The organism is Streptomyces sp. A012304 (genome assembly GCF_026008495.1).
Taxonomy (GTDB): Bacteria; Actinomycetota; Actinomycetes; order Streptomycetales; family Streptomycetaceae; genus Streptomyces.
This window is the reverse complement of the sequence record NZ_BQUN01000080.1, coordinates 53,673-72,335: the sequence shown is the minus strand read 5'-3', so window position 1 is coordinate 72,335 and position 18,663 is coordinate 53,673. Positions and strand designations below refer to the sequence as shown.

Below are 18,663 nucleotides of genomic sequence, written 5' to 3'. Positions count from 1 at the left end.
GCGCGGACGTCCGGGTCGTCGTTGAGGCCGGTGACGGGGTCGGCGGCGGCGAGGGCGTCGAGGAAGTGGCGGCGCAGGGCGGGCAGCGGGGCGACCCCCTCGGCACGCGCCCCGGTGACGACCGCCGCGGCCTCGCGCTCGTGGTCGGCGATCCGGTGCAGGACGAGGTCCTCCTTCGCCGGGAAGTACCGGAAGAGGGTCGGCTTGGAGATCTCGGCCGCGGCGGCGACCTCCGCGACGGACACCGCGTCGAAGCCGCGCTCCACGAACAGCCGCACGGCGATGTCCGACACGGCCTGGTACATCCGCCGCTTCTTGCGCTCACGCAGCCCGGTCTCGCTCATGGCGCGAGCCTACGCAAGCGCCCGTGCCAGGTGCGGATCGACCGTCGCCGGCATCGGCAGGCCCAGCGCGGCGGTGGCGGAGGCCAGGGTGGTGGCGTAGGAGTCGACCGCCCGGCGGACGTTGGGCGCGTCCAGGCTCGCACCGGTGACCAGGCGGTCGAGGTCGACGTAGGCGGAGCGGACGATCTCGATGCGCCGGTAGACGTGCCGGTCCAGGAACCAGTCCCTGGTGTACTCCGGGTCCAGGCCGCGTTCCCACCGCCGGAACATGCGCTCCCTGATCTCCCGGCTGGTCGGGGTGAGGTGGATGTGCCGGACCAGGTCGTAGAGGGGGTCGCCGACGAGGGCCATCTCCCAGTCGATGACGGTCAGCGCCAGCTTGTCGTCGCGGCGCACCAGGTTCCACGGGTTGAGGTCGCCGTGCAGCAGCACGGCCTTGCGGCGGCTGACCCTGTGCCGCGACAGGATCTCCCGCAGCCGCCAGTGGTCGGGCAGCCCGAGCGCGCGGGCCAGCTGGAGGGACTCCTTCGGCAGGCTCTGCACCAGGCCGACGAGCTGTTCCTTCATCCACTCGTGGAAGTCGACGTCGCCGGCGTTCGGGTCCAGCCGGGTGTGGTCCACCTTCGTCAGTTCGCACAGCTGGTCGACGAGGGCGTCCGCCTCGTGCGGGCGCAGCCCGTTCACGGGGTGGTCGGGCGACAGCCCGAGGCGCGGTCCGACGTAGGTGTGCACGGCGAACGGGTCGTCCGGGTAGCTCCGGCCGAGGGCGAGGACCCTCGGGGCCGCCACCCGCGCGCCCGACTCCTGGATGGCGCGCAGCACGGCGTGCTCGCTGAGGTAGCTGGGCTCCCGGCGGCACACGTCGGGCAGCATGCGCCGCACGACCACGGGCGTGAGGGCACCCGGCACCCACACCACCGTGTTGAGGTGGGCGGTCCCCTTGAACACCCGGTCCGCCGGAGCGCCCCCCTCGGCCAGCAGGGCGTCCCGTACGGCGGCCGCCGGGAACGCCGGGTGTTCGGGGAGGCGCGGGTCGGGCTCCCAGCCGTGTCCCTGCCCGGGCCACTCCCGGCCGCGGATGCCGCCGCGCGACATGAGCCACCGGAACAGCGCCCGCTCGATCTCCTGCTTCGCCGGCACCCTCCCCAGACCGAGCGGCCCCTGCGCCGCCGTCAGGGCCCGGCGCACCTGTTCCGTGGCCCGGTCAAGGCGTGGCTGGGTGAAGGACTCCTCCAGCGACCGCGCGGCCCGCATGACGTCCGGGTAGACGGACTGCGCCCGCTCGAAGTCGAGGTAGTGGCGCAGGTCCTTGGTGACGCCCGTGACCGCGGCGGGCCGTACCGCGCGCACCGCCGCCACCCACGCGTCGATCACCTCGGGCCACTGGTGGGCCGGGTACCGCATGCGCACCAGATGCGTCGCGAGGTCGTGCAGCGGATCGCCGTAGGTCGCCAGTTCCCAGTCGACGCAGACGAGGGGCGGGGTGCCGTCGTAGGGCAGGATCAGGTTGTCGCGGTGCAGGTCCGTGTGGAGCAGGCCGTACGGCCGCCGGGCCATCGCGGGGACGCGGTCGGCCAGCGCGAGCAGCGCGTCCTCGGGGACGCCGAGCGCCGTGAACAGTCCGCCGAACTTGTCCCAGTTGGGTCGGCGGATCTGCCGGTCGGCGAGCCGCGCGAGGCACTTCAGGAAGGCCTGGCTGTCGGTGCGGTGGGCGGGCCAGTCGGCCGGCAGGGGCGGCAGCGCCGACCGGCGCACCCGCGTCATCCGGGCCAGCAGCTCGACCAGCGCCTTCACCAGCAGCGTGTCGACCGGTTTACCGTTTCCGCAGACGCTGGACAGCGGCACGCCCTCCACATGGCTGTGGACGGCGAAGCCGTCCCCCCGGGCCAGGCACTCGGGCGCGTCGGGCAGGGCGTCGCGGACGGCCTTGAGCACGGCGCCCTCGTCCTGCCAGGTCCTGATCACCACGGAGAGCGTGTCGTGGCGCCGGACGCGCACGGTCACGGGGGTGCCCGGCGCCCGCCCCAACTCGGCCGCGACCTCCTTCGAGACCGGCACCACGTAGTTCCGGTTGTGGTGTCCGGTGGACGCCTGCGTCGCTTCCGCCTGCCGGACGAACGTCCGCAGCGCGGCGGTCCGCTGGTCACGGGCGGCTCGCTCCCCACCGGGACAGTGACGGGGAACAAAGGGGTCGACCACTGGCCGCTCCGAGGAACTAGCAGGGTTGGACGGTAGGCGCACGATAAGGCGTCGTGAGGGCGCGCACGACCGCGGTGACGTCCGAGTGGCCGCAGGGTGTGGCATGCCATTCTTCAGCGTCGGGCCGTTGCCAGGGCGGTGTGTTCACCGTCTGATACGCGGGAACCGGAGCGGTTGCTCACACGGTTGGGGCATGCTAGCGCACGCCTCCCGCGCCTACGCGGAACCTCAGGCCCGAGGGCGGGGCCGGGGGCGGGCCAGGGGGTGGGCCGCCGTCCGCACCGCCCGGAGCACCGTTTCGAGGGACGCCACCACCGCGGTGGCGCCCGCGCCCCGCAGCAGCTTCTCCTTGCGCTCGGTACGGGCGTAGCCGAGGAACGGCACGCCGGCGTCCCGCGCGGCGAGGTAGTCGGAAGGCGTGTCCCCGATCATCAGGGCGGTGCCGGGCGCCGAACCCATGGCGAGCAGCGCCTGGTTGAGGCAGTGCGGATCGGGCTTGAGCAGGTCGAGGTCGTCGGTGCGGCCGTAGACGTGCGGCGCGAAGCAGGACAGGAGGCCGCGGCCGTCCAGGTACTTGGCGACGACGCGGGCGGAGTTGTTCGTGGTGACGGCCAGCCGCAGGCCGAGCGCCGCCCAGGTGCGTATCAGCGGATCGGCCCAGGCCGTGGGCATGGCCGAGGAGGCGGCCTTCAGCTCCTCCTGGGTGAGACGCTCCTCCAGATCCGTGACCAGATCGCTGCCGGGATGGCGGCGGCCCACGGCGCGCAGGACGACCTGCGGGTCCAGCGACTCCCGCTCCTCCTCCGTCAGCAGCGCGTGCAGCCCGCGCCCCTCCAGCCACTCCACCAGGCCGTCGGCCACGCCCTCCGCCGAGTGCCCGGCGAACAGCCGGCACACCGGCCCGTCGAAGTCCCAGAGCACCACCCGGACAGGAGTGATCAGTTCCCGCAACGCTTCGGTCTCGTCGTACTCGCTCGGTGATGCCACCTGTTCAGTCTGCGTCGTCGTCTCCGTGGTCACTAGGAGAGTGTCAGGTCCGTCGTGATGGTTTCCCAGAGGGCGTCGAACCACTTCTGGGATTCCGACACGAACGCGGCGTCGCGCTGGCCGGCCGCCCGCTGGAAGGAGAACAGCAGCGACTCGGTGCCCAGCACGTCGTACATGTCGAGCGTCCCGTGGTCGGTGGCCTCCTCGCGGCGGGTGACCATGTAGTACGCCATCAGCACCTCCTGCCCGTTGAGGAGGTACAGCTTCACGGGCGGGGTGAAGGGCAGCGCGCGGAAGGTGACGTTCACGTCGACGCCGTGGGTGCGCAGGGTCAGCAGGTTGTGGCGCAGGACGTGTCCCTGGGCGTTGCGCATCGCCAGCCAGCGGTCGTGGACGGCGTCGTCGCCGCGGCCCTGCACCGGCACCGGGAAGGCGAGGTTGATGTCCCGGGACGGCAGCAGGATGCGCACGTCGATCGTCCGCGGGCGCAGGACGCCCCCGTGGATCAGCCGCAGCGGCTCGCCGAGGGCGGGGATGAGGCTCTCGGCGGTGAGGCAGGCCGCGTCGATGCGCACGTGCGGGACCGAGAACGCGGCGGTCAGACGCGGGGCCAGGCCCACCATCGTGGGCTGGGGCTCCTCACGGGCCGGTGTCGGCACGGCGATGCGCGGCGGGCTGCCCTTGCTGACACCGGTGAGGAGGCCGTCGTCCTGGAGGATGCGCACGACCTGGCGCACGGCGCCGCGCTCCACGCCGAACTCATGGGCCAGTTCGGCCTGGGTGGGCAGGCGGTCGCCCACCTTGAGATCCCCGACGCGGATGCGTTCGCGCAGGACATCGGCGATCTCCTGGGGCGAGAGCCTTCTGCTGCCGTTCACTACCACGTTCTCCTGGGTCACGACCAAACGCTACAACTTCGATCCATCTAAGGGCACTTGTTTGGAAGTTGTTTAGTGGTTGCCGCCAAGTGGGGACAACATAGTCAGAGTTGGTTGCCAACTTCGCGGAGTTGGCGGAAGCAGTGCCCCGAGCGTCCCGCCCTCCGAAGGGAGGAACCACCCATGCCCGCCTACGCCCTCCTCTCCGCCGTCCTGGAGCAGACCGTGCAGTGGAAGTACGGCACCACCGGCACCATCGGCCTGCTCCTGCTCACCGTCGGCATCAAGGCCCGCAGGCCGGCCGTCACCTCGGCCGGCGCCGTGATCCTCGCGTTCCTGGTCACCGGGCCCGCGGTCAGCTCGTGAGGATCAGCTCCGAGCTGATCGTCTCCCACAGCGCCTCGAACCACAGCGTCGACTCCTCCACGAACGTCGTGTCACGCGGTCCGGCCCCCTGCTCGAAGGCGAACAGAACCGACCGCGTGCCCTCGGCGTCGTACGTCTCCAGGTGCTCCTGCCCGATCTGCTGTTCCTGCCGCTTGACCGTGTAGTAGGCGAAGAGCGCTTCCGTCCCGTTGAGGAGGTAGAGCTTGACCGGCGGGGTGAAGGGCAGTGCGCGGAAGCTCACGTCGACGTCGATGCCGTGCGTGGCGCGCAGGGCGAGCAGGTTGTGGCGCAGCACCTGTCCCTGGGCGTTGCGGTGGGCGAGCCAGTGGCGTTGCAGCCGTTCGGTGGCGGAGGTGTCCACCGGCGTCGGGAAGGCGAGGTCGATGTCCCGGGACGGCAGCAGCACCCGCACGTCGATCTTGGCCGGTTTCAGCTCCCCCGCGTGGATCCGCCGCAGCGGTTCGCCGATCGCCAGCGTCAGCGAGACCGAGGTGAGGCACAGGGCGTCGATCACCACGTGCCGGGCGGCGAAGGCCTCCGCGATGCGCGGGGTCAGCGCCACCATCGTGGGCTGGGGCGGTACTTCGGGGCCCGCGAGCGCCCCGCTCACGGCGAGCCCCGGGGCGACCATGGCGGGCGCGCCCTTGGAGCCATTGGTGAGCAGGTGCTCCGACTGGAGGATGCGCAGGGCCTGGCGGACCGCGCCGCGCTCCACGCCGAACTCGTCCGCCAGCTGGGCCTGGGTGGGCATGCGCTGGCCCGGCCGCAGCACACCGGTCCTGATCCGGGTGCGCAGCTCGTCGGCCACATCACGGTGGGTCCGCTGCGGCTGGGACGCCCGCTCACGGCCCTTCCGCCCATTGACGGAGGGATATTCCGGCTCCACGGCCAAACAGTACAACTTCCCGCCATCTTGTGGCAGTTCAAGGAGAGATGGTTATAGGACGCTTCCAAGCGGACATAAGTACAGTGAAGTTGGCAGCCAACTTCCACAACATGGTCAAGCTTCCAGACGGTTGGCCGGTCGGGCTCCCTTCCGGAGGGGAGCCGGGAGCCCGAGCAGTCGGCACCGACGCACAGCCACAACTGCACACCGACGCACAGCCACAACTTCACATCGTCATCCGCACAGCCACAACTGAACAGCTACGGATGCACAGCACGGAAAACGCCGGGAGAGCGTCAGCTCTCCCGGTAGCGGCGGGAAGGAGCGCTCAGAACAGATCCGGGCACCAAGGGCGCCTGGACGTACGCAGCAGGGCGTCGGCCACCAGGGCGGCGCCCGCTCGTTCTTCCCGGAGCCGGCCCAGCGCCGCCAGCCGCACCGCCGACTCGTCGCCCAGCCACAGCGTCGCCAGCTCGGCCACGTCGAGCGTGAGATCGGCGTCGCGGGTCGTCGGGGTGCAGGACGCCCCGTCCGCGGCGGCGTCCAGCAGATAGCGGCCCCCGGCCAGGCCGGCCCGGTCCACGACCTCCAGCACCAGCGACCCCGCCCCGCCGTACGTCCGCGCCTCCAGCGCCCGTACGACGTCCAGGATCCGCACCCACAGCCAGTCCGCCAGCGTGGTGATGCGGGCCGCGCGCGGGTCCGGCAGCAGCAGCGGCAGCAGGTCGTCGGGCGAACGGCCGCCCGACCTGACGCTCACCACCCAGTCGATCGAACAGAGGTAGTGCCACAGGGCGCGCTCCGCCGCCGGCGTCGAGGTGATCAGCCACCGCACCGTCGCCGTGTTCAACGGCTGCTTGGCGTCGCCCCACTTGTCGTCCGTCGTGTAGGAGACCAGCCCCTCGACCTCGCCGTCCGCCGCGCGGTACACCGTGTAGAACGGCTCGGTCCAGGGTTCGCCGTTGAACCGCAGCGCCCCGGTCTCCGTCTCCCACCAGTGCGGCAACCGGCTCACCGCGCCGGCCTGGGCGCGGCGCAGCCGCTCGTGCAGTTCGGGGCCGGCCTTGCGGGCCTCCGCGCCGTCGACGAGTTCGACCCGGCCGCCGTCTCCCGGGCCCGACCAGCGGGGGTCGAGGCCCGAGCGGGGCACGTCGATCGTCCACTCCGCGTACGTGGTCGCCGGGCCGAAGCCGTACCGGCCGTAGATCGGGTACTCGGCGGCGATCAGCGTGGCGACGACGTCCCCGCGTTCCTTCGCGTCCGCCAGGTCCCCGGTCATCCAGCGGGTGAGCAGACCGCGACGGCGGTGGGTGGGCGAGACGGTGACGTTGGATATGGCGTCGGCGGGCACGGGCGTGCCGCCCACGGCGGTCAGTTCCTGCGGGAAGGAGCGGAACGTGGCCACGCACCGACCGGCGTCGAAGGCGCCCGCGGTGCGGGAATCGCCGAGGGTGGCGCGGCGGCCGGCGACCTCCTCCTCCGTGACGGTGGGGGGACGCAGGAAGCCGGTGCGGACGGCGCGCATCCAGTCGGGCAGTTCGGCGTCGGTGATCGGGCGGACGTCGATGGCGTCGGGTCGGCGGGTGCTGGGGGTCATACGGGCCACGGTAGGGGGGCCGGGCAGTGGTGTCGCAGGGTTTTTCGCCCCGCCGCCGCTGCCCTTCCCCGCCCCCCCCCGGACTCACATCAGCAGGTCGTCCACCTGGGCCTCGCCCTCCCGGTACCGCCGGGTGATCTCCACGCCGCAGTCGTCGGCGGTGCGCTGGAGGCGCTGGCGGTGGCGGGAGACCTGCTGTTCGTAGCGGACCAGCCGGGCCATCGCCTCGTGGAGTTCGGGGTCGGTGCGGGCGCCGAGGTCGGAGAGCTCGACCTCGGCGAGCATCTCGGCGGCCAGCCGGCCGTACTCCTCGCTGTGCGGGGTGCCGAGCGTGACATGGCGGGCGGAGGAACGGTGGCGGGCCGGGGCGTCGGTGAGGATCTCCGACAGGCGGGCCACCACGGACGACCCGAGCGGTTCGTCCGGCTCCGGAACGGCCGCCGGTCCACGCCGGCTCAGCTCCGCGCGCAGGATGTCGATCCGTCCCTGGAGCAGCCTCCGTACATAGCTGAGGTCGGCCTCGTCGCGCTGGGCGTCGCGGCGCAGGGTGCGCAGCTCCGGCAGGCTCAGCAGGGTCAGGTCGTTCTCCGGTGGCTCCGCGGGCAGTGTGCAATGCGGACTGTCGGTGCGCTGTACGGGCGGACGCTGGGTGGTCGTGCCCAGCCGCCCGGTACTCGATGTGCTCATGTGTTGCCTCTACCGTCCCCTCGACCGGCGTGTGGAAGCATCGTGCCACCCCAAAGGGCCGCTATGTGACCGAGTGCCCCCGAACGGCCGCAGATGGGGTCTTAAGGATCAAAAAGAAGCCCCTTGCCGGTGGTTGTCGGCGGCACGGCATGATGGTCCGCATGCGAGCGGTGGTGCAGAGGGTGGACGGCGCGAGTGTCGTCGTGGACGGCGAGACGGTCGGGGCGATCGAGGGCGAGGGCCTGTGCGTCCTCGTCGGCGTCACGCACGAGGACACCAAGGAGAAGGCGGCCCAGCTCGCCCGCAAGCTGTGGTCGATCCGCATGCTGGCCGACGAGCGGTCGTGCAGCGACATCGACGCGCCCCTGCTGGTCATCAGCCAGTTCACCCTGTACGGCGACGCCCGCAAGGGCCGCCGTCCCACCTGGAACGCGGCCGCCCCCGGTGAGGTGGCCGAGCCGCTCGTCGACGAGGTGGTCGCCCAGCTGCGTTCGCTGGGCGCGACGGTGGAGACGGGCCGGTTCGGCGCGAAGATGCGGGTGTCGCTGACGAACGACGGCCCGTTCACCGTGTTGATCGAGATCTAGCGGTCCCGGGGTCTCGCGGTCTCCCATCGAGATCCGGCGGTCCCGGGGTCTACGGCTCCACGACGACTTCCTGGGCGGCGGCCGTCGTGTCGGCCATCAGATGCGCGTCGACGGGCACGTTCCGCTTGACCAGCGCGAGCGCCACCGGGCCCAGCTCGTGGTGGCGTACGGACGTCGTGATGAAGCCGATCTTGCGGCCGTCGGGGCCTTCGTCCGCGAGGCGGATCTCGGTGCCGGAGGGCGGCAGATGGACCTCACTGCCGTCCAGGTGCAGGAAGACCAGCCGACGCGGCGGCTTGCCCAGGTTCTGCACGCGGGCCACGGTCTCCTGCCCCCGGTAGCAGCCCTTCTGGAGGTGCACCGCGGTGCCGATCCAGCCCAGCTCGTGCGGGATGGTGCGGTGGTCGGTCTCGAAGCCGAGGCGGGGGCGGTGCTGCTCGACGCGCAGGGCCTCATGGGCGAGGATCCCGGCCGGCGGGCCGACCTGCCCGGCGTACGACTCCAGGTCGGCGCGGGGCAGGAAGAGGTCCCGCCCGTGCGCGGTCTCCCGTACGACGACGCCGTCCGGCACCTGGGCGATGGAACCGGCGGGCAGGTGCACCACCGCGAACTCGGCCGTGCGGTCGGCCACTTCGACCCGGTAGAAGAACTTCATCGACTCCAGGTAGGCGATCAGCGCCTCCTGGGTGCCGGGTTCGACGTGCGCCCAGACCGTCGTGCCGTCGTCGACGAGGTAGAGCGCGTGCTCGATGTGGCCGTGCGCGGAGAGGATCAGCGCCTCGGTGGCCTGGCCGGTGGGCAGCTCGCTGACGTGCTGGGTGAGCAGCAGATGCAGCCAGCTGAGCCGGTCCTCTCCGGAGACGGTGACGACTCCGCGGTGCGAGAGGTCGACGAATCCGGTGCCGTCGGCGAGGGCGCGCTGCTCGCGGAACAGGTCGCCGTAGTGGGCCGCGACACCTTCGTCCACGCCCTCGGCGGGGACGGCGCCGGGCAGGGACAACAAGGGGCTCTTCATGACCACAAGCCTACGACTCGGTAGTTGAACCCTTCAGGGAGCAGTCCTCGCAGCGGCCGAAGATCGCGAAGTGCTTCATGTCGGTGTCGAACCCGAAGGTCTCGCGCAGCTTCGCGGTGAAGTCGGCGGCCACGGACACGTCCGCCTCGATGACGCTCTCGCAGTCCCGGCAGACGAGGTGGATGTGGTGGTGCCGGTCGGCCAGGTGGTAGGTGGGCGCGCCGTGGCCCAGATGCGCGTGACTGACCAGCCCCAGCTCCTCCAGGAGCTCCAGGGTGCGGTAGACGGTGGAAATGTTGACCCCCGACGCCGTTTTCCTCACTTCCACGAGGATGTCGTCGGGGGTCGCGTGCTCCAGGGTGTCCACGGCTTCGAGGACAAGCTGTCGCTGCGGCGTCAGCCGGTAGCCGCGCTGCCTGAGGTCGCTCTTCCAGTCGGTGCTCACCACACCGGCCAGTCTAGGACTACTTGAAGAAGGCGATGCCGTCGTCCGGCATGTCGTCGGGCAGGGCCTTGGCCCAGCGCTCGACCTCCTCCGGGGTGACGACCTTCTTCAGGTGCGCCGACATGTAGGGGCGCAGCTCGACCTCGGGGGTCTGCTTCTCGCCGACCCACATGAGGTCGCTCTTGACGTAGCCGTAGAGTCGCTGGCCGCCGCTGTACGGGCGGGAGCCGGCCGTGCGGGCCACGGTGTCCGTGACCAGGTCGATCTGCGGCTTCTTGTCGGCCAGCTCGCCGTACCAGATCTCGATGACACCGTCGTCGCGGGTCATCGTGACCTCGACCTTGCGCTGGGCGTCGATCCGCCAGTAGCCGGACTCGGACTCCAGGGGACGGACCTTGTTGCCGTCGTTGTCCAGGACCCAGGTGCGCGACTGGTACTCCAGGAAGTCCCGGCCGTCGTGCGTGAAGGTGACCTCCTGCCCGAAGTTGCACTTCTCGGACCCGGGGAAGTCATGCACCCCGGCGCCCGCCCAGGTGCCCAGCAGGAAGGCGAGGGGGACGAGGTCCTTGTGGAGGTCGGACGGGATCTCGATCATGGGTGGCGGTTCCTGGTCGATTCCTGGACGGGGGTCAGCGCTGGCCCTGGTACAGCTTCTTCACGGTCAGACCGGCGAAGGCGAGCACGCCGACGCAGACCAGGACCAGCAGGGCTTCGAAGAAGATCTCCACGGGGTGCTCCTCGGGATGAGCGTGGTTTCGGTACGTACGTACACAGGGCCGGCCCCCAGCTTACGCGGCCGGGGGCGGGCCCTCCGTGTGAGGTACGACCGACGCCCGTTGCCTACGATGCGGGTATGGCGAAGAAGCTCGTGATCAAGGTGACTGCGGGGGCGGACGCACCCGAGCGGTGCTCCCAGGCGTTCACGGTGGCGGCGGTGGCCGTGGCCAGCGGGGTCGAGGTGTCGCTGTGGCTGACCGGGGAGTCCGCCTGGTTCGCGCTGCCGGGCCGGGCCGCCGAGTTCGAGCTGCCGCACGCGGCTCCGCTGCCGGACCTGCTCGACTCGATTCTGGCCGGCGGCCGTGTGACCCTGTGCACCCAGTGCGCCGCACGCCGCGAGATCACGGAGAAGGACGTCATCGAGGGCGTGAGGATCGCGGGCGCGCAGGTCTTCGTCCAGGAGTCCCTCGGGGACGGGACGCAGGCGCTCGTCTACTGAGACACCGCTCCTGGCGGCGCGGTGCTCGCTAGGGGCGGCGCTTCTTGCCGTCCAGCTCGTCCCACCACTCGTCGGACTGCGGGTCGCCGGACGGGTCGTCCCACCAGCGGTCGTCGGGGCCGCGCCGGTTGGCGATCATCGCGGCGACCGGCGGGATGACCATCGCGACCAGGCACATGCCCACCGCCGCCGGGACCGACCAGAGGCGTACGACTCCCCAGGCCAGCACGAAGAGCGCGACGCAGGTGCCCATCATCACGAAGTAGGTGTGCCGTCGGCGGGCGTACATACGTCCAGCGTAGGTCCGGACAGGGCGAAGGGCCGTACCCCAGGCGTCCAACCCGAGGGGTACGGCCCTTGCGCCGATCAGGGTGTTCAGACCGCGATCGCGACCTCCGCGAGGCCGCCCTTCTGGGCGACGACCGTGCGGTCGGCGGTGGCGCCGGGGACCAGCGCGCGGACGGTCCAGGTGCCCTCGGCCGCGTAGAAGCGGAACTGGCCCGTGGCGGAGGTGGGGACCTCCGCGGTGAACTCGCCGGTCGAGTCCAGCAGGCGGACGTAGCCGACCACGGGCTCGCCGTCCTTGGTCACCTGTCCCTGGATGGTGGTCTCACCGGGCTTGATCGTCGAGGCGTCGGGGCCGCCGGCCTTCGCTCCACACATGTCGTAACTCCTGAAGGGGGTGATGAGAGGTCGGTCGGGGTGCTTACTTGCCGGCGCCGAGCTCGATCGGGACGCCGACGAGGGAGCCGTACTCGGTCCAGGAGCCGTCGTAGTTCTTGACGTTCTCCACGCCCAGCAGCTCGTGCAGGACGAACCAGGTCAGGGCGGAGCGCTCGCCGATACGGCAGTAGGCGATGGTGTCCTTGGCCAGGTCGACGTTCTCGTCGGCGTAGAGCGCCTTCAGCTCGTCGTCCGACTTGAAGGTGCCGTCGTCGTTGGCGTTCTTCGACCACGGGATGTTCTTCGCGGTCGGGACGTGGCCCGGGCGCTGGGACTGCTCCTGCGGCAGGTGGGCCGGGGCGAGCAGCTTGCCGGAGAACTCGTCGGGCGAGCGGACGTCGACCAGGTTCTGCGAGCCGATCGCGGCGACGACGTCGTCACGGAAGGCGCGGATGGACGCGTCCTGCGGCTTGGCCTTGTACTCGGTCGCGGGGCGCTCGGGCACCTCGGTGCCGTCGACCAGCTCACGGGCGTCCAGCTCCCACTTCTTGCGGCCGCCGTCGAGGAGCTTGACGTTCTCGTGGCCGTAGAGCTTGAAGTACCAGTAGGCGTAGGACGCGAACCAGTTGTTGTTGCCGCCGTAGAGGATCACCAGGGTGTCGTTGGCGATGCCCTTCGCCGACAGGAGCTTCTCGAAGCCCTCCTGGTCGATGAAGTCGCGGCGGACCGGGTCCTGGAGGTCCTTCGTCCAGTCGATCCGGATCGCGTTCTTGATGTGGTTCTTCTCGTAGGCGGAGGTGTCCTCGTCCACCTCCACGATGGCGATGTTCGAGTCGTCCAGATGGTCCTGCAGCCAGTCGGCGTCGACCAGGACGTCGCTGCGGCTCATGCTCGTTCTCCTCCGGGGCAGTTGCGGCGGGGGTGTGGCAGGTGAGAGGCGTGCGAGGCCGCGTCGGCGACGCACGGGTGCCCTGGGCAGGGCAGCGGGGGATACGGAAGGCCGGTGCTTCCGCTCAGAAGGGGCGACAGAGCATGGCGGCGACGCGGCACAGGTCTACTGCCCGCCGCTTCGTGAGATCCGCCTGTCGCTTCATGGTGTCGATCGTAGGGACGGATCGGGCGGCGTGTCACCGTCGTGTCATATCGCGAGATGCGATCGTCCGCATGCTGGAAAGAAGAGAGCGCCCGGGCCGTGGTCGGACGGCCTCCGGGCGCGGGGGTCCGCCCGCGCATCTGCGGTACGGACGGTGGCGTCTCGCCAGTCGGACAACGGCCGTCCGGGAAGGTCGGACGGCGGCGGCCCGGGGGCAGTCGGACGGGTGGCCGGTCCGAGCCGGCCAGTGGGGAGTGCTACCCGGCGAGGACGACGTTCGAACCCTTCACGGTGATGTCCACACCGTTCTTGCCCGCCTCGACCTTGTCGAGCGAGATGCCGCCGGGCAGGTCGTCGATCTTCTGCTCGAAGTCGGTGATGGAGCGGACCTCGTTCTCGGCGGCCTGCACCCCGCCGAAGCTGGGCAGCGAGTCGGCGTGCACCCGGACGGTGTCGCCCTCGACGCTCACCGAGCTGAGCACGGAGAGGGGCTGGGGCAGCTTGGTGCCGAGGACGGTGGCCTCGACGGTGACCTTGATCTTGCCGTTGCCGCCGTCGGAGAGACCGATGACCTCGGCGGTGACGCCCGGGGCGACCTCGGCGGGCTCGCTCTTGGCGGTCTTCAGCAGCTCGGCGTAGGTGATGGAGGCGGTGCCGGTGGCGGTGGCGGCGGTGGCGGAACTGAAGTCGCCGGAGAATTCGACGCCCTTCATGTTCGCCTCCAGGTCGTCGATGCGGATCTTCTGGCCCGCGGTGCCGGCGGCGGCCTCGTAGGCGTCGATGCCGACCTGCACGTCGTCCAGCTCGCCGCCGACGACCTGGGTGAGGAAGGGGAAGCCCTTGATGGACACGTCCGGGGTGGCGGCGAGGTTCTCGGTCGACTTCAGCTTGGCGGCGGCCTCGTCCTCCGCGAAGTTCACGGCGAGGCGGTCCGCGAGCACGAACAGACCGCCCAGGACCACGACGACGATCAGCAGTATTCGAAGGGCACGCATGCGGTTGTTCCCCCACCCGGACGGTACGACGGTCGATGAGGACTCAAGGTAACTCGCCGCGGAACCGGTCCCCCGGATTGTCGATCACCTGTGACAGACGTGACCCGTGGGTGAGCGGGGCGTTCCGGGCGCCGGCCGCGATCCGGGTGACCCGGCCGAGTACCTGGACGAAACGACACGTCGCCGCGGCGGAGCATCGCGCGCATCGCGCAGGCGGGCCGGTGGTCAGGTCAGGGCCCGGCCCAGTACGTAGACCATCGGGGCGGCCGCGGCGAGGGGGAGGGCGACGCCCGCGGTGAAGTGGACGAAGCGGGACGGATAGTCGTAGCCGGCGACGCGGTGGCCGATCAGGGCGCAGACCATGGCGCCCGCGCCCAGCAGGGCGCCCTTGGCGCCCAGGTCGGTCATCCCGCCGACGGCGATGCCCGCGCCCGCCGCGGCGAGCAGGGAGACCACCACCGAGGCCGGGGTCGGCAGGGGCAGCGCGCGGGCCAGGATGCCGACCGCCACGGCGGCCGCGCCGACCGTGACCGCGTCCGGCTCGGCGCCCAGGTGGCCGGTTGCGGCGATGGCCAGGGCGGCGGAGGCGACGGTGGCCATCAGGCCGTACATGCGCTCGTCCGGGTCGGCGTGCGAACGGAGCTGGAGGACCAGGCAGAGCAGGACCCAGACGCCGAGCGTGCCGAGGATCGCGGCGGGCGCGTGGTCGCGGCCGGCGGTCAGGAGCGCGGCGTCCGCCACCAGCGCGCCCAGGAAGGCGAGCGCGATGCCCTGCCGGGCCGGCCACATGCCGTTCAGCCGGAACCAGCCGGCCGCCGTGACGGCCTGGAGGACGACGAGCGGGAGGAGCAGCGCGTAGGTGTGGACGGCCGCCGCACCGGACAGCAGCAGACCGAGGAGGGCGGTGAGCGCTGCGGGCTGCATGCCGGGCTCGATGATCGGCGAGCGGCCTTCGAGACGGGCGCGCTGGGCGTCCGTGACGCGGGCGTTGCCGGCCAGGGTGGCGGGGCCGTAGGAGGTGGCCGCCGCCTCCCGCACGGCCGGCGCCGGCGGTGTCCTCGGCGCCGGGTCGGGCGCGGCGGGCGACGGGGCCTGTTGCCAGGCCTGGGCCGGGGCCGCGCCGGTCTGCGGGGGCAGGTAGGAGGTCTCCGCCGCGTCCACCGCGGCGAGCGGCGGCTGCACGCTCGTCTCCCAGGTCTGGCCCTGCCACTGCTGGGTGTACTGGAGCTGCGCCTGCGGGTCCTCGTACCCGTACTGCTGCTGTCCGGGCCAGGCCTGCGGCTGGTGCTGCGGCTGCTGGGACTGGTGGTGCGGCTGGGGCTGCTGGGGGGCGTAGGGGTCGTAGCCCTCGTACTGGCCCTGGTACGGCTGGTCGGTCATCGTCACCCTCCTGCGAACGGCGGGAGCACCTCGACCGTGCCGCCGTCGGCCAGCCGTACCGTCTCATGTGCGCGGGTGCCCACGGGGTCACCGTCGACGAGGTACGAGCAGCGCAGCAGGACACGCGCGAGTTCACCGGGGTGTCGCTGCCGCGCGGCGTCGAGCGCCTCGGCGAGGGTGGCCGCCTCGTACGGCTCCTCGGCGACGCCGGCCGCGGCCTTGGCGGCCGCCCAGTAGCGCACCGTGCCCTTTGCCATCTCGTTCCTCAGTCAGTCCGGTCAGTGCTCGACGGTCAACAGGGTCAGGCTAGCCCGCCCGGGAGACCGCCCAGTCCCCGATGCGGGCCAGCAGGCCGTCGTCGGCGGCGTGCTCGGCGTGGCCCATGCCGGGCTCCAGCCAGAGTTCGCCGTGCTCACCGGCGGCCTCGGCGAGCATCCGGGGGTGGTCGACGGGGAAGTAGCCGTCGCTGTCGCCGTGGACGATCAGGAGCGGGGTGGGCCGTATCCGCGGGACCGCCTCGACCGGGGAGAGCGGCACCGGGTCCCAGTCGCGGTGGTGGATGCGGGTGCGGAAGCCGTAGCGGCCGACCAGGCGGCCCTCGGGGCGGGTGACCAGCCAGTGCAGCCGGCGCATGGGGGCGGTGCCCCGGTAGTACCAGCGGGCGGGGGCGCTGACCGAGACCACCGCGTCGACCGTGCGCGGGTACAGCGCCGCGTGCCGCAGCACCACCGAGCCGCCCATCGAGAAGCCGACGGTGGCCACGCGCGCGTGCCCGAGCCGGCGGGCCCGGTCGACGGCGGCGGCCAGGTCGAGGACCTCGCGGTCGCCGACCGTGGAGCGCCCGCCGGAGCGGCCGTGGCCGCGGAAGGAGAAGGTGAGCACGGCCCCGTGCCGGGCCAGCGCGGCGGCCACCCGTCGCACATGGGGGCGGTCCACGTCGCCGGTGAAGCCGTGCGCGAGCACGAACACCAGGTGATCGGCGGATGGACCGCAGGTCTCGTATACGACCGGCCCCGGGTCGTATACGGAATCGATGGAAACGCCGTCGGCCGTGTGCAGGAACGTCCGCAAAGGTGCGGCTCTGTTCGTCTCGGAGTGCGGACGAATACCGGAACGTGCCACATGACCTGCCGGACCGTTGCTCATGTGGGCTATTCTGCTGGGCAGAGGACTCGGGCAGCGTAGCCCCCGGGTCCTTTTGTGCTTTCGGAAGCGTTGTATACGAAGCGGGAAACTCCAGGTGACCGCAGGTGTACGGGGCCCCGGGACGCGCAGAGCAGTGCCGTAGTGCCGCAAACGTCCTCGCAGGGACCGAGGAGGAACCAGACGTATGAGTTCTCTGCTGCTCCTGACCAACGCCCTCCAGCCGTCGACGGAAGTGCTGCCCGCGCTCGGTCTGCTGCTGCACAACGTGCGCGTGGCCCCGGCCGAGGGCCCCGCTCTCGTCGACACGCCGGGCGCCGACGTCATCCTGATCGACGGCCGCCGCGATCTGCCGCAGGTGCGCAGCCTGTGCCAGCTGCTGCGCTCCACCGGACCCGGCTGTCCGCTCATCCTCGTCGTCACCGAGGGCGGCCTCGCGGCCGTCACCGCCGACTGGGGCATCGACGACGTCCTGCTCGACACCGCCGGCCCGGCGGAGGTGGAGGCGCGGCTGCGGCTGGCCATGGGCCGTCAGCAGATCGTCAACGACGACTCCCCCATGGAGATCCGCAACGGCGACCTGTCGGTCGACGAGGCGACGTACTCCGCCAAGCTCAAGGGCCGGATCCTCGACCTGACCTTCAAGGAGTTCGAGCTGCTGAAGTACCTGGCGCAGCACCCGGGCCGGGTCTTCACCCGCGCCCAGCTGCTCCAGGAGGTCTGGGGCTACGACTACTTCGGCGGCACCCGCACGGTGGACGTCCACGTACGGCGTCTGCGCGCCAAGCTCGGTCCGGAGCACGAGTCGCTGATCGGAACCGTCCGGAACGTCGGTTATCGATTCGTTACGCCCGAGAAGATCGAGCGGTCCGGCGACGAGGCCAAGGGCACCACGGACCGGGCAAAAAAGGGCAAGACGGACGACGAGGCGGCCGTGGGCGCGGACGAGGTCGCCGCGGAGGCGTGAGGACCCCTCGGGGCGGGCGGCGCTCGCGCGCGGGAAGCCGTCCGACGCCCTGCCCGTGGCCGATCCATCCGCGTAGACTCCGCGCGTGGCCAAGGTAACCAGGGATGATGTGGCGCGGCTGGCAGGGACCTCCACCGCCGTCGTCAGCTATGTCATCAACAACGGACCCCGGCCGGTCGCCCCGGCCACGCGCGAGCGTGTCCTCGCCGCGATCAAGGAGCTGGGGTACCGGCCCGACCGGGTCGCCCAGGCGATGGCGTCGCGGCGCACGGACCTCATAGGCCTGATCATCCCGGATGCCCGCCAGCCCTTCTTCGGGGAGATGGCGCACGCGGTCGAGCAGGCCGCCTCCGAGCGCGGGAAGATGGTGCTCGTCGGCAACACCGACTACATCGCCGAGCGCGAGGTCCACTATCTGCGGGCCTTCCTGGGGATGCGGGTCTCGGGCCTGATCCTGGTCAGCCACGCCCTCAACGACCTGGCCGCCGCCGAGATCGACGCCTGGGACGCCCGGGTGGTCCTGCTGCACGAGCGGCCCGAGGCCATCGACGACGTCGCCGTCGTCACCGACGACCTGGGCGGCGCCCAGCTCGCCGTGCGCCACCTGCTGGAGCACGGCTACGAGTACGTCGCCTGTGTGGGCGGCACCGCCGAGACGCCCGCCGTCGGAGACCCGGTCTCCGACCACGTCGAGGGCTGGCGGCGCGCCATGGACGAGGCCGGGATCAGCACCGAGGGCCGGCTCTTCGAAGCGCCGTACAACCGCTACGACGCCTATCGGATCGCCCTGGAGCTGCTGTCGGGCCCGAACCGCCCGCCGGCGGTGTTCTGCTCCACCGACGACCAGGCGATCGGCCTGCTGCGGGCGGCGCGCGAGCTGCGCATCGACGTGCCGGGCGAGCTGGCCGTGGCCGGGTTCGACGACATCAAGGAGGCGGCGCTCGCCGACCCGCCCCTGACCACGATCGCGTCGGACCGCCCGGCCATGGCCCGCGCGGCGGTGGACCTGGTCCTGGACGACGGACTGCGGGTCGCGGGCTCCCGCCGCGAACGGCTGAAGGTGTTCCCGTCGCGGCTGGTGCCCCGGCGGTCCTGCGGCTGCGCGTAGCTTCAGAACAGCAGCCGCGAGGTTTCATGAGGGTTTCCTGAGAGGGCCCGCCGCCGTGCGAGAAGCGGCTTTATGCCCGGCACACG

At 71.4% G+C, this 18,663-nt stretch carries 23 protein-coding genes; 5 read left to right on the top strand and 18 right to left on the bottom strand.

The annotated features are described in order from the left end of the window. From ALMP_RS17935 to ALMP_RS17920, 4 genes are all read right to left on the bottom strand, one after another. Positions 1-344, bottom strand: a 344-nt coding sequence (locus ALMP_RS17935) for a TetR/AcrR family transcriptional regulator (RefSeq protein ID WP_264929402.1), incomplete at its 3' end; no start/stop codon positions are given. Positions 345-353: 9 nt separating this feature from the next. Next, on the bottom strand, positions 354-2,543 hold the full coding sequence (locus ALMP_RS17930; RefSeq protein ID WP_264929400.1) for an aminoglycoside phosphotransferase family protein: 2,190 nt from the start codon (positions 2,541-2,543) through the stop codon (positions 354-356). A 228-nt stretch (positions 2,544-2,771) separates the two neighbouring features. Then, entirely contained in the window at positions 2,772-3,614 is an 843-nt protein-coding gene (locus ALMP_RS17925) for an HAD family hydrolase (protein ID WP_264929399.1), read from the bottom strand. Further along, entirely contained in the window at positions 3,563-4,435 is an 873-nt protein-coding gene (locus ALMP_RS17920; RefSeq protein WP_264929396.1) for a GntR family transcriptional regulator, read from the bottom strand. The genes ALMP_RS17925 and ALMP_RS17920 overlap by 52 nt, the downstream gene beginning before the upstream one ends. Positions 4,436-4,591: 156 nt before the next feature. Here ALMP_RS17920 and ALMP_RS17915 point away from each other — a divergent pair, with 156 nt between their 5' ends. Further along, positions 4,592-4,774, top strand: coding sequence for a hypothetical protein (locus ALMP_RS17915; RefSeq protein WP_264929394.1), 183 nt, complete (start codon positions 4,592-4,594; stop codon positions 4,772-4,774). Here ALMP_RS17915 and ALMP_RS17910 read toward each other — a convergent pair. The 3 genes from ALMP_RS17910 to ALMP_RS17900 all read right to left on the bottom strand — a co-directional run bounded on the left by ALMP_RS17910 (position 4,764) and on the right by ALMP_RS17900 (position 7,965). Beyond that, positions 4,764-5,687: a winged helix-turn-helix domain-containing protein gene (locus tag ALMP_RS17910; protein WP_264929392.1), complete on the bottom strand. Its 924-nt coding sequence runs from the start codon at positions 5,685-5,687 to the stop codon at positions 4,764-4,766. The two genes, ALMP_RS17915 and ALMP_RS17910, sit on opposite strands and share 11 nt — an antisense overlap. A gap of 322 nt (positions 5,688-6,009) precedes the next feature. After that, complete coding sequence (locus ALMP_RS17905; RefSeq protein WP_264929390.1) at positions 6,010-7,278, bottom strand: GNAT family N-acetyltransferase; 1,269 nt, start codon at positions 7,276-7,278, stop codon at positions 6,010-6,012. Positions 7,279-7,362: 84 nt separating this feature from the next. Next, complete coding sequence (locus ALMP_RS17900; RefSeq protein WP_264929389.1) at positions 7,363-7,965, bottom strand: hypothetical protein; 603 nt, start codon at positions 7,963-7,965, stop codon at positions 7,363-7,365. Between the two features lie 161 nt (positions 7,966-8,126). Here ALMP_RS17900 and dtd point away from each other — a divergent pair, with 161 nt between their 5' ends. Further along, a complete protein-coding gene (gene dtd / locus ALMP_RS17895) occupies positions 8,127-8,552 on the top strand; it encodes a D-aminoacyl-tRNA deacylase (RefSeq protein ID WP_264929387.1) in 426 nt (141 codons plus the stop codon). A 49-nt stretch (positions 8,553-8,601) separates the two neighbouring features. Here dtd and ALMP_RS17890 read toward each other — a convergent pair whose 3' ends face one another. The 3 genes from ALMP_RS17890 to ALMP_RS17880 are packed head-to-tail and all read right to left on the bottom strand — an operon-like array spanning position 8,602 to position 10,607. Then, positions 8,602-9,567 carry a folate-binding protein YgfZ gene (locus ALMP_RS17890; protein WP_264929385.1) on the bottom strand — a complete coding sequence of 322 codons (966 nt, stop codon included), beginning with the start codon at positions 9,565-9,567 and terminating at the stop codon, positions 8,602-8,604. A 10-nt stretch (positions 9,568-9,577) separates the two neighbouring features. Beyond that, positions 9,578-10,015, bottom strand: coding sequence for a Fur family transcriptional regulator (locus ALMP_RS17885; protein ID WP_264929384.1), 438 nt, complete (start codon positions 10,013-10,015; stop codon positions 9,578-9,580). Positions 10,016-10,031: 16 nt separating this feature from the next. Beyond that, positions 10,032-10,607: an FABP family protein gene (locus tag ALMP_RS17880; RefSeq protein WP_264929383.1), complete on the bottom strand. Its 576-nt coding sequence runs from the start codon at positions 10,605-10,607 to the stop codon at positions 10,032-10,034. A 258-nt stretch (positions 10,608-10,865) separates the two neighbouring features. On the opposite strand from ALMP_RS17880, the gene ALMP_RS17875 reads away from it, so the two are divergent. After that, positions 10,866-11,228 carry a DsrE family protein gene (locus tag ALMP_RS17875; RefSeq protein ID WP_264929382.1) on the top strand — a complete coding sequence of 121 codons (363 nt, stop codon included), beginning with the start codon at positions 10,866-10,868 and terminating at the stop codon, positions 11,226-11,228. A 28-nt stretch (positions 11,229-11,256) separates the two neighbouring features. On the opposite strand, the gene ALMP_RS17870 is transcribed toward ALMP_RS17875, so the two are convergent. The 8 genes from ALMP_RS17870 to ALMP_RS17840 form a co-directional block, all read right to left on the bottom strand. Beyond that, positions 11,257-11,517 (bottom strand): DUF3099 domain-containing protein, encoded by a 261-nt coding sequence (locus tag ALMP_RS17870; protein ID WP_264929381.1) that lies wholly within the window; start codon positions 11,515-11,517, stop codon positions 11,257-11,259. A gap of 86 nt (positions 11,518-11,603) precedes the next feature. Then, complete coding sequence (locus ALMP_RS17865; protein WP_031121416.1) at positions 11,604-11,891, bottom strand: DUF1416 domain-containing protein; 288 nt, start codon at positions 11,889-11,891, stop codon at positions 11,604-11,606. 43 nt (positions 11,892-11,934) lie between these two features. Beyond that, positions 11,935-12,780, bottom strand: coding sequence for a sulfurtransferase (locus ALMP_RS17860; RefSeq protein WP_264929379.1), 846 nt, complete (start codon positions 12,778-12,780; stop codon positions 11,935-11,937). 124 nt (positions 12,781-12,904) lie between these two features. Further along, positions 12,905-12,985 (bottom strand): Ms5788A family Cys-rich leader peptide, encoded by an 81-nt coding sequence (locus ALMP_RS44395; RefSeq protein WP_350751515.1) that lies wholly within the window; start codon positions 12,983-12,985, stop codon positions 12,905-12,907. Positions 12,986-13,241: 256 nt separating this feature from the next. Beyond that, positions 13,242-13,979, bottom strand: coding sequence for a DUF2993 domain-containing protein (locus ALMP_RS17855; RefSeq protein WP_264929378.1), 738 nt, complete (start codon positions 13,977-13,979; stop codon positions 13,242-13,244). 225 nt (positions 13,980-14,204) lie between these two features. Further along, entirely contained in the window at positions 14,205-15,359 is a 1,155-nt protein-coding gene (locus ALMP_RS17850; RefSeq protein ID WP_264929377.1) for a hypothetical protein, read from the bottom strand. 2 nt (positions 15,360-15,361) lie between these two features. Continuing rightward, complete coding sequence (locus tag ALMP_RS17845; RefSeq protein ID WP_264929376.1) at positions 15,362-15,616, bottom strand: MoaD/ThiS family protein; 255 nt, start codon at positions 15,614-15,616, stop codon at positions 15,362-15,364. Between the two features lie 49 nt (positions 15,617-15,665). Continuing rightward, on the bottom strand, positions 15,666-16,505 hold the full coding sequence (locus ALMP_RS17840; RefSeq protein WP_264929375.1) for an alpha/beta hydrolase: 840 nt from the start codon (positions 16,503-16,505) through the stop codon (positions 15,666-15,668). A gap of 184 nt (positions 16,506-16,689) precedes the next feature. On the opposite strand from ALMP_RS17840, the gene ALMP_RS17835 reads away from it, so the two are divergent. Beyond that, entirely contained in the window at positions 16,690-17,469 is a 780-nt protein-coding gene (locus tag ALMP_RS17835) for a response regulator transcription factor (protein ID WP_264929374.1), read from the top strand. 85 nt (positions 17,470-17,554) lie between these two features. Next, positions 17,555-18,577: a LacI family DNA-binding transcriptional regulator gene (locus ALMP_RS17830; RefSeq protein ID WP_264929372.1), complete on the top strand. Its 1,023-nt coding sequence runs from the start codon at positions 17,555-17,557 to the stop codon at positions 18,575-18,577. Positions 18,578-18,663 lie beyond the last annotated feature (86 nt).

Bases quoted from the DNA above. Each gene is read 5' to 3' on its own strand.
- ALMP_RS17915 (WP_264929394.1), top strand. From the start codon at position 4,592: ATGCCCGCCTACGCCCTCCTCTCCGCCGTCCTGGAGCAGACCGTGCAG.
- ALMP_RS17905 (WP_264929390.1), bottom strand. From the start codon at position 7,278: ATGACCCCCAGCACCCGCCGACCCGACGCCATCGACGTCCGCCCGATC.
- ALMP_RS17900 (WP_264929389.1), bottom strand. From the start codon at position 7,965: ATGAGCACATCGAGTACCGGGCGGCTGGGCACGACCACCCAGCGTCCG.
- dtd (WP_264929387.1), top strand. From the start codon at position 8,127: ATGCGAGCGGTGGTGCAGAGGGTGGACGGCGCGAGTGTCGTCGTGGAC.
- ALMP_RS17890 (WP_264929385.1), bottom strand. From the start codon at position 9,567: ATGAAGAGCCCCTTGTTGTCCCTGCCCGGCGCCGTCCCCGCCGAGGGC.
- ALMP_RS17880 (WP_264929383.1), bottom strand. From the start codon at position 10,607: ATGATCGAGATCCCGTCCGACCTCCACAAGGACCTCGTCCCCCTCGCC.
- ALMP_RS17875 (WP_264929382.1), top strand. From the start codon at position 10,866: ATGGCGAAGAAGCTCGTGATCAAGGTGACTGCGGGGGCGGACGCACCC.
- ALMP_RS17870 (WP_264929381.1), bottom strand. From the start codon at position 11,517: ATGTACGCCCGCCGACGGCACACCTACTTCGTGATGATGGGCACCTGC.
- ALMP_RS17865 (WP_031121416.1), bottom strand. From the start codon at position 11,891: ATGTGTGGAGCGAAGGCCGGCGGCCCCGACGCCTCGACGATCAAGCCC.
- ALMP_RS17860 (WP_264929379.1), bottom strand. From the start codon at position 12,780: ATGAGCCGCAGCGACGTCCTGGTCGACGCCGACTGGCTGCAGGACCAT.
- ALMP_RS44395 (WP_350751515.1), bottom strand. From the start codon at position 12,985: ATGAAGCGACAGGCGGATCTCACGAAGCGGCGGGCAGTAGACCTGTGC.
- ALMP_RS17855 (WP_264929378.1), bottom strand. From the start codon at position 13,979: ATGCGTGCCCTTCGAATACTGCTGATCGTCGTCGTGGTCCTGGGCGGT.
- ALMP_RS17850 (WP_264929377.1), bottom strand. From the start codon at position 15,359: ATGACCGACCAGCCGTACCAGGGCCAGTACGAGGGCTACGACCCCTAC.
- ALMP_RS17845 (WP_264929376.1), bottom strand. From the start codon at position 15,616: ATGGCAAAGGGCACGGTGCGCTACTGGGCGGCCGCCAAGGCCGCGGCC.
- ALMP_RS17840 (WP_264929375.1), bottom strand. From the start codon at position 16,505: ATGAGCAACGGTCCGGCAGGTCATGTGGCACGTTCCGGTATTCGTCCG.
- ALMP_RS17835 (WP_264929374.1), top strand. From the start codon at position 16,690: ATGAGTTCTCTGCTGCTCCTGACCAACGCCCTCCAGCCGTCGACGGAA.